The sequence below is a fragment of the Bacteroidales bacterium genome (genome assembly GCA_021648725.1).
In the GTDB taxonomy this organism is placed as follows: domain Bacteria; phylum Bacteroidota; class Bacteroidia; order Bacteroidales; family JAADGE01; genus JAADGE01.
In genome coordinates this window covers 61,693-76,323 of sequence record JAKISF010000003.1, presented here as the reverse complement: position 1 = coordinate 76,323, position 14,631 = coordinate 61,693, and the positions used below count along the sequence as shown (strand labels likewise).

Annotated in this window: 14 protein-coding genes and 1 riboswitch; of the genes, 6 read left to right on the top strand and 8 right to left on the bottom strand. The window is 31.1% G+C overall.

The genetic code is table 11. From position 1 onward, the window contains the following. Positions 1–65: 65 nt before the first annotated feature. Positions 66–1,358, bottom strand: coding sequence for a hypothetical protein (locus L3J35_01990; GenBank protein MCF6364949.1), 1,293 nt, complete (start codon positions 1,356–1,358; stop codon positions 66–68). Positions 1,359–1,510: 152 nt separating this feature from the next. Here L3J35_01990 and L3J35_01985 point away from each other — a divergent pair, with 152 nt between their 5' ends. Next, positions 1,511–2,227 (top strand): hypothetical protein, encoded by a 717-nt coding sequence (locus L3J35_01985; protein MCF6364948.1) that lies wholly within the window; start codon positions 1,511–1,513, stop codon positions 2,225–2,227. 55 nt (positions 2,228–2,282) lie between these two features. Here L3J35_01985 and L3J35_01980 read toward each other — a convergent pair whose 3' ends face one another. After that, positions 2,283–2,474, bottom strand: a complete 192-nt coding sequence (locus L3J35_01980; protein MCF6364947.1) for a cold shock domain-containing protein — start codon at positions 2,472–2,474, stop codon at positions 2,283–2,285. Between the two features lie 110 nt (positions 2,475–2,584). Then, positions 2,585–3,205: a hypothetical protein gene (locus tag L3J35_01975; protein ID MCF6364946.1), complete on the bottom strand. Its 621-nt coding sequence runs from the start codon at positions 3,203–3,205 to the stop codon at positions 2,585–2,587. 192 nt (positions 3,206–3,397) lie between these two features. On the opposite strand from L3J35_01975, the gene L3J35_01970 reads away from it, so the two are divergent. Together L3J35_01970 and L3J35_01965 are read left to right on the top strand one after the other, a co-directional pair. After that, complete coding sequence (locus L3J35_01970; GenBank protein MCF6364945.1) at positions 3,398–4,093, top strand: hypothetical protein; 696 nt, start codon at positions 3,398–3,400, stop codon at positions 4,091–4,093. Positions 4,094–4,153: 60 nt separating this feature from the next. Further along, entirely contained in the window at positions 4,154–4,507 is a 354-nt protein-coding gene (locus L3J35_01965) for a hypothetical protein (protein MCF6364944.1), read from the top strand. A 102-nt stretch (positions 4,508–4,609) separates the two neighbouring features. Here the strand turns inward: L3J35_01965 and L3J35_01960 are convergent, their stop codons facing one another. Then, entirely contained in the window at positions 4,610–6,973 is a 2,364-nt protein-coding gene (locus L3J35_01960; protein ID MCF6364943.1) for a TonB-dependent receptor, read from the bottom strand. Between the two features lie 52 nt (positions 6,974–7,025). After that, positions 7,026–7,121: riboswitch (TPP riboswitch) on the bottom strand. 110 nt (positions 7,122–7,231) lie between these two features. Here L3J35_01960 and L3J35_01955 point away from each other — a divergent pair. Together L3J35_01955 and L3J35_01950 are read left to right on the top strand one after the other, a co-directional pair. Further along, positions 7,232–8,467: an L-serine ammonia-lyase gene (locus L3J35_01955; GenBank protein MCF6364942.1), complete on the top strand. Its 1,236-nt coding sequence runs from the start codon at positions 7,232–7,234 to the stop codon at positions 8,465–8,467. A gap of 17 nt (positions 8,468–8,484) precedes the next feature. Beyond that, complete coding sequence (locus L3J35_01950; protein MCF6364941.1) at positions 8,485–8,847, top strand: YraN family protein; 363 nt, start codon at positions 8,485–8,487, stop codon at positions 8,845–8,847. Positions 8,848–8,856: 9 nt separating this feature from the next. Here L3J35_01950 and L3J35_01945 read toward each other — a convergent pair whose 3' ends face one another. The 4 genes from L3J35_01945 to L3J35_01930 all read right to left on the bottom strand — a co-directional run bounded on the left by L3J35_01945 (position 8,857) and on the right by L3J35_01930 (position 13,104). Further along, positions 8,857–10,485, bottom strand: a complete 1,629-nt coding sequence (locus L3J35_01945; GenBank protein MCF6364940.1) for a S41 family peptidase — start codon at positions 10,483–10,485, stop codon at positions 8,857–8,859. A gap of 119 nt (positions 10,486–10,604) precedes the next feature. Continuing rightward, positions 10,605–11,123, bottom strand: a complete 519-nt coding sequence (locus L3J35_01940; GenBank protein MCF6364939.1) for a hypothetical protein — start codon at positions 11,121–11,123, stop codon at positions 10,605–10,607. Between the two features lie 47 nt (positions 11,124–11,170). Continuing rightward, positions 11,171–11,977, bottom strand: coding sequence for a class I SAM-dependent methyltransferase (locus L3J35_01935; protein ID MCF6364938.1), 807 nt, complete (start codon positions 11,975–11,977; stop codon positions 11,171–11,173). Further along, positions 11,974–13,104, bottom strand: coding sequence for a glycosyltransferase family 4 protein (locus L3J35_01930; protein MCF6364937.1), 1,131 nt, complete (start codon positions 13,102–13,104; stop codon positions 11,974–11,976). Before L3J35_01930 ends, L3J35_01935 begins: the two co-directional genes overlap by 4 nt. 86 nt (positions 13,105–13,190) lie before the next feature. On the opposite strand from L3J35_01930, the gene L3J35_01925 reads away from it, so the two are divergent. Further along, positions 13,191–14,630, top strand: a complete 1,440-nt coding sequence (locus L3J35_01925) for an oligosaccharide flippase family protein (protein MCF6364936.1) — start codon at positions 13,191–13,193, stop codon at positions 14,628–14,630. Position 14,631: the final 1 nt, after the last annotated feature.

The following is a 14,631-nucleotide window of genomic DNA, read 5'->3' as shown; positions in this document are numbered from 1 at the left end:
TATTGCAAAAGCAAAAAAAGGTTACCGACGGCAACCTTTAATGTTATTCAGCATAATATTATTGTTTATTCTCCGATAGGTATAAAACTTAATTGGGTCATTACACCGCCTTCAAAATTATATTGATATAAACCGTCTTCACTTATCATCATTATTAAATTTCCGAGAGGAATTACATCAAAAGCATCCATTTCAGGAAAATGGAATAAGATATTCTCATCTATTCTTAAAGGGTCGCTTGCATCGTAAACTTTTAATCCGGCTTCGCCGTCGCAAACAAATAAAGTTTTATCACTTTGAATACCAAGCCCATGCGGATTTGTCAGTTCATAAGATTTAACTAATTCGGGAGAAGTTATTACACTAATATCTACAACATCCAATTGATTTGTGAAACTTCCGCAAGCATTTCCGGAACGAAGTGTTACATAAGCATAGTTGCTGTCAACTACAACAGGATCACAAGATTGAATGTGTGAAAATTCAGAAACAAAAACAGGAGCATCAGGATTACTTAAATCATAAACTCGCATTCCGGTTTGTGTTCCCATGAATAACTTTCCGTTGTATAAAAATAAAGTTTCGGCAATTGTTGTTGTGTTTAATTCGGTAACATAGGTCGGCATTCTTAAATTTGAAATATCATAAACATTTAAAATAGTTTCGTTAAGCAAATACATATTATCTTCATAAATGCTGAAACGTGCCATTGAGCCTGCAATTCCAATCCCTTGACCTCCTCCTGAATAGTTTGATGAACTGTTTGCAGTTTGAACATCCAGTGTTTCATATTTATAAAACCTGAAGTTCCAATTTCCGCCGTTTGTTTCATAAGTTTCTTCAATTTCTTCTATTGTGTAACCTACAACAACACCGGCTTCTGTGTCTATAGTTGCAAGCGGATATGTATAATCATATTCGGGAACTTGATACGGAAATACATCTTCAATGCGGTTAATTTCAACAATATTATTTATATCGGCAATATTTAAAACAACTAAATCAACATAACTGTCAACATAAAGAAAATTATCTTTAATAACCATATCAATATTACCGGGTATTTCAATAAACTTAATGTTTTGCGGATTACTCGGATCTGAATTGTCTATAATGTGAATTCCTTTAAGGTATTCATTTACAAAAACATAGTCGTTGTAGAAATACATTTTGCCGGTTTGTTTTAAATCTTCTCCCGGCAAAAATTTAACACCGTTTCGCATATCTTCATAAGAAAGATATACAGGCTTATTTCCGGTAAATTTACGAGTTTCTAAAACTTTATCTTTACAACTGAAACCTCCTGTTAAAAGAAACATCATGAATATAATACTGATTGTTTTTTTATTTGCGTTCATAATTTTTAATTTATGTTTGATTTTATTTTCCTTTATCAAACCATACGACAGTTTATTTCAATGTGATGCAAAATGAAAAAAAATATTTCTTGCATCGTTTTATCATTACTGTTCGTACAGTCTTTTATAAACCGGATAATAAATTAAAACAAATGAACAAGACTTTATTATTTCTTACAATCTTCTTTATTTCATTAACTAATATTGTTATTTCTCAAAATAAATCTTCATTACACCTAAAAAACGGCAGTATTATTTACGGTAAAATTATTGAAAATATTCCTGACAGTATTGTTAAAATTAAAACAGAATGCAATAATATTTTAGTTTTCGAAAAGCAAAAAATAGAAAGTATTAATTCAACTAAAAACGAGAAATATAAAACAATACCGTACAATTTAACTATGGATGCGGGAATTGCAGGTTTCGGCGGAAGCTATGATGCGAGCATCAGTTTATTAATTACGGGAACTTATAATTTTAATGAAAAATATTATGTAGGAATTACAAGCGGTATAGAATATTTTCAAATACCTGTTTTGCCTGTTGCCGGAGAATTAAGAGCAGATATTTTTAAAAGAAATACGACACCTTTTATATATTTCAGAGGCGGTTACGGTTTTAAACTTATTCGAGATGAAGAAAACAGCAGCTATATTGCAACATATAAAGGCGGAATTATGTTCGGCAGCGGAATTGGAATAAAAAAACGATTTACTTCTGAATTTGCAATGACATTCAGCATAGGATACAGACATCAGCAAACGTATGAAAGCTATGATTATGTATTAGGTGATCGATGGAACTCAGATTATGAACGTCATTATTTTAATAATAGAACAACATTCAGAATCGGCTTTATTTTTTAAACAAAAAAAGCCTGCCGAAAAACGACAGGCTCTTTTAAATAATTGAATGCGTATATTAAATAATTTTAACATTTACGGCATTTAATCCTTTTCTTCCTTCTTGTAATTCATATTCTACTGCATCACCTTCGTTAATTTCATCAATTAAACCTGATACATGTACAAAGTATTCTTTGTCTGAATCGTCTTCTTTTATGAAACCAAAACCTTTGGTATCATTGAAAAATTTTACTGTTCCTTTATTCATTATTGTGTTTTAAAAATTATATAATGCGACAAAGCTAATGCTATTTATTAATAATCAAGGTTTTTTTGCATTTATTTATCAATTTATTTGTTGTTTTGTCGTATTCGGTGCTAATTACACTCTGCTTCATACAAATCCATATAGTCAAAAATTATTGTTATTGCTTCAACTTTCATGTCAATTTTTAAGCTGTTATTGTTTCTCACATTATCGGTAAGTTTAAAAACTTTGCACCAATCGCTGTTAAATGCTTTTTGTGCTTTAATTAATGCAGCTATTATATTATATGTATAACTTTTCGAGTTCTTTTTCAGAGCATATTCTGCATATTTCAGAGCATCATCAATGTCGTTATAATTATCCATTACCTTTAAATAAGCAACACACAACAAAACATCTCCTTTTCCTTTTTTTATAAACTTATCCTCATTTTTATACAGTTTTTTCTTTTTTAAATAATCAATAAAAATACCTGTGTTTGATTTTCCGTTAATATCCCAACTTAATTTGTTAATAACCGCCATTTTAACGGCAACAGGATTTTGTTTATCAATTAAATAATTCATCAACTCAGGTGTTAAAATTCCATTGCTTTTTGAGGCTTTTATAATAATTGCTTCATCCTCATAAGCTTTTGAAAAATGTGTAGATGTAAGAGGTGAATCTGCATACGCCGTTGAACTTACACTAAAAACCGCTAACAGGCTCAGTAAAATAATTTTTATTTTCATTATTTTTATTTTTTGTGAATATATTGTATTTTTCTTATTTCCCTTTTAACATCATATAATCAATAAATAATTTAACGATAATTAAGGTCGAAACATCTAATATATAAGTTTTAGCATAAAAATAAAAATTATTTCGTTGAATAAAAGGAATAAAATCCGAATTAGGTTAATACTTTTGTGAAAAATTGCAAAATGAAACGACAAGACATATATATTATCTTTGGTGCAGTAATCTTACTTTCTCCTTTTTTTATGTTTGAAAATGTGTATTCTTTTTATATCGATTTTAATAAGGAGCACGGCTTAATAACGGCTTTTATAAAATTTGCGATTTTGGCAACTTTCGGGGAGGCATTAGGTTTACGAATAAAAGAAGGGGTTTATAACAGAAAAGGATTCGGATTATTACCGCGTGCTGTTGTTTGGGGTTTTCTGGGTATTACTATTAAAGTTGCATTTGTAATTTTTGCTTCGGGAACTCCGGTATTTTTAGAATATATCGGAATTGAAAATGCCGGGAATTTGTTGAAAGGCAAACTTAGTGCATATAAAATTTTGGTCGCATTTTCTGTAAGTTTTGCAATGAACCTGATTTATGCACCTGTTATGATGACTTTTCATAAGGTTACTGATATTCACATAATAAGCAACGGCGGAAAATTAAGTTGTTTCGTTAAAAGGATTAAATTTGCCGAAATTTTCAAAAGTATTAATTGGGATGTGCAATGGCATTTTGTGTTTAAAAAAACAATCCCGTTTTTTTGGATTCCCGTGCATACAGTTACATTTTTACTTCCGCCGGATTTTCAGGTTCTGTTTGCAGCTTTATTAGGAATTGCTTTGGGGTTGATATTGGCAATTGCAGGTTTGAAAAAACAAACTAATTAAATATTGATATTCCCGTAATATTTAGTTAGTTTTGTTTAGTATATTTTAAACTCGGAAACCATGAAAAGGATATTAATTTCAGCATTATGCATAACATTACTGTCGGCAGGCTGCAATACACAACAAAACATGACTTATAAGTACTCAGACGGATCAGGAAACTCTTATATAATCAAAAAAGATAAGATTGAGTTTTTGCCGGTAAAAAAAGAATTCAGCTCAAGCGGTAATTATGATATGGGAGATGTTGTTGTTAAGGATATATCTGAAACTGACTTTGAAAACCTTGCTCAAATAATTAACAAAGCATCTGATGCAAAAAATGAGCATATTCAAAACAGAATAATGACATCGGGTCAAATAATTATTAAATCAAAAGGAAATGCAACTGTATATTCTTTCCCCGAAAAGTAAATATAAAGAATCAATTGAGAAAATGTTGAATGATTTAGTTCATCAATAAAAATATTCTCTAAATTTTTAATACGGTTTAAAAAATCCACATTTAAGTTGTTGCTAAAATCTCAAATTTATTCCGGCTAAGAAATTTATTCCGGCTTGCGGAAAATAGCCGTCAAAGACATATTCATTTCCTCCGGTTTTATATCTGTAAACCCAAGCATTTGTTTCATATATTTCATTAAAAAGGTTATTCACATTCAAGAATAAATTGATTTCTTTAACTTTCTTTGTTTGTATTGTGTGGCTTAATCTCAAATTATTGACAAAATATGCATCCAGCGAACGTTCTTCGTTTGAAGTATTATCAATATATTGTTTTCCTACAAATTTTGACATTAAACTTGCGTTAAAGCCTTTAAACAAATCAAATGACAACTCACTTCCGGTAATTATATCGGGAGAAAAAGAAATATCTGTTTTTTCATAAGTTTCAGTTTCTTGTTCCCAAGTATCCCAATTGTCAATGTAAACAATAAGGTTTTCGATTTTGTTATTACTGTAAGTTACATTTAGTTTCCATTCCGCAAACTCGGTTAATTTTATGCCTGCCGACAGTTCTGCTCCTGCCCTGTAACTATCCGACACATTACTCATTATATACGCTCCCACATTATTAATTTCGCCGGTTAAGATTAATTGGTTTTTATAATCCATATAATACAAGTTCAAGTTTAAAGCAAGTTTGTTCAATGCAAGTTTGTAGCCGGCTTCAAAATCGTATAATGTTTCGGGAACAAATATCTCATCTTCCGCAGCATCTCTGAAATTTGTTCTTGAAGGTTCTCTGTTTGCAACTGCAAAAGAAAAATATGAAATTTGATTATTCGAAATATCAAAACTTACTCCCGCTTTCGGATTAAAAAAAGTGTATTTATGCTCTTGTGTAATATTTCTCAAATCATCATGAATTCCTTCCATTTTATAATCAATAATTCTGAATTGAAAATCAGCCCATAAATTCAGTTCAGGAAATATTGAATAATTTACTTTTAAATATTCATTCATGTCAATTTTACTTCCGATATTTCGGTACCATTCATATCCCTTATTCATATTAATTGAATATTCTGCCCAAATTATTCTTCCGAAATGATTTCCGTCATATTTATTCAAAGAACCGCCTAAAACAATATTTAAATTTCGATTTGTGTATTTTATTGAATAAATACCTCCCGTAAAATTATTATCTAACCATTTTCTGCGAATTAAATTTGTTTCATTAATTGTATCATTTCCGATTAATAAAGCATCTAATCCGTATTTTTCAAATTTCTGTTTATCTTTAAATTGTTCATAATATCCTTCTCCTTTTGTATGGTGTAAAGCAATATTTAAATTCAAATTTTTATTGAAAGTATGTGTGTAGAACATTTGATAGTGTTTTTGAGTATAGTGATCAACTTCCTTTTCGTATGAATACGGATTATAAGTTCTTCCCGACACCAAAGAATCTTTCGGAACACCATACCAAGCTTGATATGTTTCTTCCGTTCCTCTGAAAACATTTATTTTCAATAAGTTCTTTTTATCAACATACGCTCCTGAAACAAAATAAGATTCTAAATCACTTTTTGCTCTGTCGATAAATCCGTCGGAATGTATTTTTGAAAGCCTTGCATCAAAAGTAAAATGATTCCCGAGTAAACCGGTTCCTGCTTTGTAAGTTGCTTTTCTTGTATTAAATGAGCCGTAAGTCCAATTTACGTCAGCATAAGCATCTTTATTCAAATTATTTGTAACAAAATTTATATTTGCGCCGAATGCTGCTGCTCCGTTTGTTGAAGTTCCGGCACCTCTTTGAATTTGAATATTATTAACAGAAGATGCAAAATCGGGCATATTTACCCACCAAACACCATGCGATTCGGAATCATTCAAGGGAATTCCGTCAAGAGTAACATTTATGCGTGTCATATCTGTTCCTCGAATTCGCATTGATGTATAACCGATTCCGGTTCCGGCATCTGAAGTTACGACAACAGAGGGTGTCATATCTAACAAATACGGAATATCCCTTCCGGTATTTTTCTTTTCAATATCTTCTTTTTCAATATTTGTGAAGGCAATCGGTGTTTTCAAATCTGCCCTTAAGGCTGTTATAACAACTTCATCAGCCATAATATCCGAAACTTTTAACATAAAATCAACTTGTATATCTTTTCCGGAAACGGATACTTCTTTTTTTGCTGTTTCATATCCGATATAAGAAGCTTCAATTTTATAATTTCCGGCTGAAACATTATTAAAACTAAAATATCCCTCTTTATCAGACACTGTAATTAAGTATGTTCCTTCTAATTTAAGTGTAACACCGGGTAACTTTTCTCCGGTTTCATTTGTAATTATTCCGTTGATTTTTTGAGCATAGATTTGCATACCTAAAATCAACATAATTAATAATAAACTAAGTTTCTTCATTGTTTGATGTTTAAAAATTAATAATATTTAAAACATCAGGGAAATAATATTTGAACAGATTAGGCTATCTTCCTGCGTCGGCATTATCCGTGTCAGGTTCAAAGGGTCTAATCTCAGCCTGTAATTTAAGGCACCCCTGATTAATGTGACAAAGGTAAAAAAAATACTGAAATAAAAATACTAACCGGAAAACTTCTGACCTAATTTATTCAGTATATTAAAAAACTTTATACTTTTACCTTTAAACTTATAATCAAAATGGAATCAATAAAAAAACTATATAATATCGGAAACGGACCTTCAAGCAGCCATACAATGGGACCGAAAAAGGCAGCTGAAATATTTGCAAAAAGAAATAAAGATGCCGCTTCTTTTAAAGTTTTCCTTTACGGGAGTTTAGCTTTAACAGGAAAAGGACACATGACAGACTATATTATTGAAAAAACATTATCGAAACCGACCGAGATTATTTGGAAATTTAAAGAACAATTACCGATTCATCCTAACGGAATGATATTCGAGGCATATGATAAATCCGGCAAAAAAACAGACGTGTGGGAAGTGTACAGTGTCGGCGGAGGAGCAATTGCCGATAAAAGCAGCGAAGCGGCAGAAGAAAATATTTATCCGCATACAACAATGGCTGATATTATTAAACATTTAGAAGCAGAAGGCGGAACACTTTGGGAATATGTTATGAAAGTTGAAGGAGATAAATTCACGGAATATCTCAAAAAAGTATGGAAAACTATGAAATCTGCAATAAAAAGAGGTTTGGAAGCAGACGGAACTTTGCCGGGTGTTTTAAAATTGCACAGAAAAGCCCCCTCATATTATGTAAAAGCAAAAATGCAAAATAAGTTTGCCGAAGATGATACCTTTTTGTTTGCATACGCTCTGGCAGTTTCGGAAGAAAATGCTGCAGGCGGAGAAGTCGTAACAGCACCGACATGCGGTTCGTCAGGAATTTTGCCTTCTGTTTTGTATTTGTTTTATAAAAAACACAATTTTTCCGAAACAAGAATAATAAAAGCACTGGCAGTTGCCGGCTTAATAGGAAATTTAATAAAAGAAAATGCTTCTGTTTCGGGTGCAGATGTAGGTTGCCAAGGAGAAGTAGGAACAGCTTGTGCAATGGCAGCCGGTGCTTGTGCTCAATTGTTAGGCGGAACAACTTACCAAATTGAATATGCGGCATCATCCGGTTTAGAACACCATCTCGGATTAACTTGCGACCCTATTGCAGGGTTGGTGCAAGTGCCTTGTATTGAGAGGAATGCGTTTGGTGCTCAACGTGCTTTTGATTCAGCTCTTTATGCAATTCATTCCGACGGAAGACATCTCGTTCCGTTTGATAACGTTGTTGAAGTTATGGAACAAACAGGGCACGATTTGCCGAGTTTGTATAAAGAAACATCTTTGGGCGGATTGGCAACAATAGGTTTACACGGCAGAGATCCTAAGACTAATCAACCTTATGATAAACAAACATAAAAACCACTCGCTTTAAAATGGCAGAACATAACATACTGGGGAATAAAGGCGAAGATGCAGCAGTTGATTTTCTTGCAAACAAAGGCTATAAGATAAAGGCAAGAAATTGGCGGTTCGGCAAATTAGAGATTGATATTATTGCAGAACACAATAACGAGATTATTTTTATTGAAGTGAAAAGCCGTAGCGGAACATACTTTGAGCAACCTTTTCAAGCAGTTACTAAAAAGAAGCAAAAATTTATTATTAAAGCTGCAAATGAATATATTGAAAAATTTGAAATTGATTTTGAAGCTCGTTTTGATATTATTTCAATAGTTGAAGAAAACGGTAAATTTAAAATCGACCATATTGAAGATGCATTTTATCCGTTGGTTTAAATACATTTTTTATTTTTCAACATATTCCCCGATTATATTACTGTTCAATATTTCAGAATATTTTTTATCATCATTTAAGATTTCAACAGCTTTTAATACAATTTTATCTTTTTGGTTATATATTTTAAAATATTCATTTCTTCCGTATAAATCATAAGCTATTAATGCCTTGATATGAGTCATTGCCAAATCGTTCGTATATATTTCATCAACATAATCTAATACATTATCTTCTTCCCCTTCATATAAATATGTTATTAATTCTTCGATGTTTTTCATATATACATTATACTTCGCACTAAAATCTTTAAATTTCGAATAACTTTTATTAAAAAAGTTACGATTTTTATCCACAAACAAATGAACAAATTCATTTACTTTTCCGGATTTAATAAATTCTTTATAAAACTGAGGAAATTCAGAAGTATCCAGTTCTACAAAAATATCAGGCATAATTCCGCCGCCGCCGTATATAATTCTTTTATTATTTAATGTATGATATATAGATGAATTTTTGTATTTTACACTGTCTTTATTCATCAGCTCTCCTTTGTCTAAACGGTCAATAATTTCATGATTATAATTTTCTATACCTTTATCATAAGGTTTTTGAATATTTCTTCCGGAAGGTGTAAAATATTTTGCTATAGTCAACCTGATCATTGAGCCGTCAACTAAATAAATAGGTTTTTGAACCAATCCTTTTCCGAACGATCTTCTGCCTACTACAACACCCCTGTCCCAATCTTGTATTGCACCGCTTACAATTTCAGCGGCAGATGCTGATGATTCATTTATAAGAACAACGAGGTTCGCATGCTTAAACTTTCCGTTTAAATGTGTTTTATATTCTTTTTCAGGACTGTTTTCCCCTTTTGTGTATAGAACAACGGAGTTCTTTTTTAAAAATTTTTCTAATAACTTAACCGAAACGTATAAATATCCTCCGGAGTTATTTCTTAAATCTAAAATTATTTTGTTTGAACCGGGTATTAATAGTTTTTCAGTAACTTCATTAAACTCGGAAACTGATGTTGCAGAAAATCGCTTTAATTTAATATATGTAATTTCATTACTAATATTATAAGCAGCATCAATACTTTTAACAGGAATTTTGTTTCTTTGTATTTCAATTTCTTTCAATCTTCTTTGCCCTGTTCTTTTTACAAAAACTGTTACTTTTGTACCTTCCTCTCCTGCCAACAAATCTTTTAATTTGCTATCATCTATTTCGTTGTTTGCGATTTCCTCTTTCCCTACCTTAATAATTCTGTCGCCCGGAAGTAAACCGGCTTTTTCGGAAGGACCGTCAGGCGTAACAGAAAGTACAAGAACAGTATCTTTTATAATATCATACGTGATTCCTACACCGACAAAACTTCCTACAAGTCCTCTGTTTAATTCTTCAAGTTCTTCTTTATCAAAATAAACCGAATGCGGATCCAGTTCTTTTAGTGTTGCAACTATAGCACTTTTAACCAACTTCGTAACATCAATACTGTCAACATAAAAATTATTTATATTTTCAATAACTTGGTTAAATTTATAAATTTGCTCTTGATCAATTTGCGAAAAACTTTTTACTGAAAGGAATACGAAAATTGCAATAAAAGCTATTTTTAAAATCTTTTTTGGCATATCAAATAAATTATATACAATAATAACGCAATTTTATTAAAAAGAGTTGCAAAAAATTAAAAAACAATTGAGTTGCTGCTTTAAAAAACAGCTGTATTTGCCTTGGAGACTGTTAAAATTTAAACATCAATTGCCTTATAAATTTTCTTAATTTCTCCGGTCATTCTAAAAATATCTTCCGAAATATTGAAACCAATTGCTGCTTGCAGCTCTCCTTTTAATTCCGGTATAATCTCGGTCATTTCAAATAATAATTTCATACAGTTATATTTTACTGCAACTTTCTCATCCGAAAGCATATAGTTAAAACAAATTTCTATTAAGCCTGCCTGATTATCTTCATTAAAGTATTTAACATATTTTGACAAAACATAAGCATAACTTCTTTTTAAGCCGTCATTCTTAAAACTTGGAAAAAGTTGTGCAATTTTATTTACATAAGGAATAAATAAATCCGGATATTTATCCGTACATAAAGCAATAACACGTGATGCTCGCCAATTAATCGGAGGTTTTTCATTCAAACTTATATTTAAAATTTCCTTGAAATATTGAGGATTCTTTCCGACGGTTTCCGCAGCAATGTCCATCGTTACTCTTAAACTGTTACTTAATATGTTTTTGAATTTCGGGGGCATCCTACAAAATTAAGGCTTTTCAAATTTTTGTAATTTGGGGCACATATTTAAAACTTCACAACAAAGTTTTCTTTAGATAACTCTTTCCTGAAAAAAATAATACCCGAAAAAAACAAATCAACTGTTAGAGTTACGGTTTCATTTGCTTTAATTTCTTTCCATGCATCTTCCATGCCTTGCGACCAATGAATATCATCAAAATAAAAAATTGAATCATTATGTGCTTTTTTTAAACATTTATTGAAATAACTTAATGTTGCATTTTTTTGATGATTACCGTCGAAATATACAAAATCTAATTTCTCAATATCTTTCAATAGCATAGGAAGTTCTTCATTTATATTTCCTGTTATTTGGCTGATATTCTTAACTTTAAGTTCTTTGAAGTTTTGCAATGCTCTTTTTGCTGTTTCGGGGCAGCCTTCAATTGTATAAACTTTTGCCTTGCTGTTCGGTGTTGCAAGATATAGAGTTCCCAAGCCTAAAGATGTTCCGAGCTCTACAATTGTATGAGGTTTGTAATGTTCAATTATTTTGAAAAGCATTTCACCGAACTTCTCACTTATTGCTGAATGCTTTGCAATATCCTTTATTTTTCGAATATTGGTTTTCATTACTTTTGAACCTGCTCCGAAATCTTTAACCGTAACTTCTTCCCGGCAGCCTAGTAAATCATAACGTAATTCGGCAATAGTTTCAAAAGCATAAAAATACTTTTTTCCGTACAAAATTTCTCGAACAAAATGATATAAAAAAGGTGAATGCACACCGTAACCTTTTCGATGCTTTGAAAACAGCCTATACCTAATATACTTTATAAAAAACTTAAATTTTTCCACTTTTAGCTTAATCATTTTGACTTTGTGCTTTCAATTATTACTTCCCAAAGTTTCTCAGCCGCTTTGTCCCAACTGAACACCTCTTTTCTTTTTCTGCCTTTATCAACTAAATTATTTCGCAAATCTTCATTTTCGGTTATTTTTTTCATTGCGTCTTTAATTTCATCAACTTTAAAAGGGTTTACAAATATTGCGGAACTTCCCGCAACCTCCGGTAAAGATGTTGTGTTTGAGCTAATTATGGGTACATTGCAATTCATTGCCTCAATAAGCGGAATGCCGAAACCTTCAAACAAAGATACGAAGGTCATTGCAAAAGCACTTGCCAGAACATTATGCAGTTCTTCGGGGCTTAACCTTCCGGTAAAAATTATATCATTTTTAAAGTTTGAATCAGCAAAAGCCTGTTCAATATCTTTAGTCATAAACATTTTTGTCCCGACTATTACAAGTTTAAAATCTGAATCTGTTTCACTTTTAAATTTTTCGAAAGCCTTAAATAATCGTGCAATATTTTTTCTGGGATGCAAAGTTCCGATGAATATAAAATAATTTTTTCCGTCGGAATATTTTTGCTTTGTTTTTTGCTTTATATCTTCCGAAACAGGAGCATACATTTCGTTGCACCCATTATAAACAACTTTAATCTTATTGTTCGGAATGTTATATTGCCGGATAATATCTTGTTTTGAATATTCAGAAACCGTTGCTATTTTATATGCTTTTTTTGCAAATTTCGGAAAAAAATAATTGTAATATTTTCGAGTTAAAAAAGGTAAATCCTGCGGACGATGCACAAAGTTAATGTCATGAATGACAGAGATTTGCCTGACAGTTGAAGATAATGAAAGATATCCGTCGGGAGAAATAAATAAATCAGCTTTTATTTTTTTTAATATTTTTTTAACTGAAAACTCAAACCAGAAATACCACAAAACCGGATGACGTGCAGGCGGATTTATAACAATGGGAGTAACATTGTCGGAAAAAATGAACTTATCGGAATATTTTCGGTCAAAAAGAAAAAAGAACTCATGTTCAGGATGGCTTTTTGTAATTCTTTTCAGAGTTTCGTATGTAAACCAACCAATTCCGTCTAATTTATTTTCAATAAGCAAACGCGTATTAACGGCAATTTTCATATTATATATTAAATATTATTCAAAATTAAAAACAGGCGTCAAATTATTACTATTTTTGTTCATTAATTTTGTAAATATTTTCAGATTTGAGAAAAAAGTTCATAATAAACCTTATTTTTTTAGTTTCCTTAAATCTTCTGATTAAACCTTTTTGGATTTTCGGGATTGATATGACGGTTCAAAATACAGTCGGAGCTTCAGAATATGGTTTTTATTTTGCTCTTTTTAATTTTTCACTTCTTTTAAATATTTTTCTCGATCTCGGAATTACGAATTTTAATAATCGAAATATTGCTCAACATAATCAACTTCTGAGCAAGCATTTTTCGAACATTGTTGGGCTGAAGTTTTTATTAGGACTACTTTATGTTTTTTTAATATTAGGCGGAGCATTTTTTATCGGTTATAACGAAAGACAAATAAAGTTTTTGTTTATTCTTGCAGGAAATCAATTTCTTCTTTCTCTTATTTTATATATGCGTTCAAATATTTCGGGTTTGCATCTCTTCAAAACCGACAGTATTCTTTCTGTTCTCGACAGATTATTAATGATTCTAATAGTAGGTTACCTGTTATTATATAAAAGAGAGATTTTTAAAGTAGATTGGTTAATTTATGCACAATCTGCATCATATATTATTACTGCAATAGTTGCATTTTTAATAGTAAGGGCAAAATCAATCGGCTTAAAACTTTATTTTAACGTTCAGTTTTTTAGAGCTATTCTCAGAAAAAGTTATCCTTATGCTCTTTTGGTACTATTAATGACTTCTTACACAAGAATAGATTCTGTTATGCTTGAACGCTTGCTGGAAGACGGTGATACCCAGACTGGTATATATGCTCACGGATTCAGGATTTTGGATGCTGCATCACAATATGCTCTGTTATTCGCAACCCTGCTGCTGCCTATGTTTGCAAAAATGTTAGTAAAAAAAGAAAATATTACTCGATTAGTTAAAATCTCATTTTTACTATTAGTTATTCCCGCTTTAATAATTGCAATAAATCTTTTCTTTTATAAAAATGACATTGTTTATGTTTTATATAATGAACACATTAAGGAGTCGGGAAAAGTTTTCGGAATATTAATTCTCGGGTTTATTCCTATTGCTGTATCATATATTTTCGGTACATTATTAACTGCAAACGGAAATTTAAAAGAATTAAATATTATGGCAGGAATAGGCGTAATTCTAAATTTGCTTTTAAACTTTCTTCTTATTCCGAAAATGGAAGCTTACGGTGCAGCACTCGCAAGTCTTATAACACAAGCCCTGACGGCAACAATGCAAGTTTATATTGCCCATAAAGTTTTCGGTTTTAAACCCGGATATAAAATAATTCTCTCAATAATTGCTTTTACGGCTTGGATTATTTTAACTGCATATATTTCTAATGAATATATTATAAGTCGTCCGATTGCACTTGCAACAACCCTGGTAATAGGTATTTTAAGTGCTTTCACTTTCAAGTTGATTGATTTAAAAACTTTATATAAAATTATTAAATACGATAAAACATAAA

Bases quoted from the DNA above. Each gene is read 5' to 3' on its own strand.
- L3J35_01975 (MCF6364946.1), bottom strand. From the start codon at position 3,205: ATGAAAATAAAAATTATTTTACTGAGCCTGTTAGCGGTTTTTAGTGTA.
- L3J35_01960 (MCF6364943.1), bottom strand. From the start codon at position 6,973: ATGAAGAAACTTAGTTTATTATTAATTATGTTGATTTTAGGTATGCAA.
- L3J35_01990 (MCF6364949.1), bottom strand. From the start codon at position 1,358: ATGAACGCAAATAAAAAAACAATCAGTATTATATTCATGATGTTTCTT.
- L3J35_01985 (MCF6364948.1), top strand. From the start codon at position 1,511: ATGAACAAGACTTTATTATTTCTTACAATCTTCTTTATTTCATTAACT.
- L3J35_01950 (MCF6364941.1), top strand. From the start codon at position 8,485: ATGGCAGAACATAACATACTGGGGAATAAAGGCGAAGATGCAGCAGTT.
- L3J35_01940 (MCF6364939.1), bottom strand. From the start codon at position 11,123: ATGCCCCCGAAATTCAAAAACATATTAAGTAACAGTTTAAGAGTAACG.
- L3J35_01945 (MCF6364940.1), bottom strand. From the start codon at position 10,485: ATGCCAAAAAAGATTTTAAAAATAGCTTTTATTGCAATTTTCGTATTC.
- L3J35_01930 (MCF6364937.1), bottom strand. From the start codon at position 13,104: ATGAAAATTGCCGTTAATACGCGTTTGCTTATTGAAAATAAATTAGAC.
- L3J35_01980 (MCF6364947.1), bottom strand. From the start codon at position 2,474: ATGAATAAAGGAACAGTAAAATTTTTCAATGATACCAAAGGTTTTGGT.
- L3J35_01955 (MCF6364942.1), top strand. From the start codon at position 7,232: ATGGAATCAATAAAAAAACTATATAATATCGGAAACGGACCTTCAAGC.
- L3J35_01935 (MCF6364938.1), bottom strand. From the start codon at position 11,977: ATGATTAAGCTAAAAGTGGAAAAATTTAAGTTTTTTATAAAGTATATT.
- L3J35_01965 (MCF6364944.1), top strand. From the start codon at position 4,154: ATGAAAAGGATATTAATTTCAGCATTATGCATAACATTACTGTCGGCA.
- L3J35_01970 (MCF6364945.1), top strand. From the start codon at position 3,398: ATGAAACGACAAGACATATATATTATCTTTGGTGCAGTAATCTTACTT.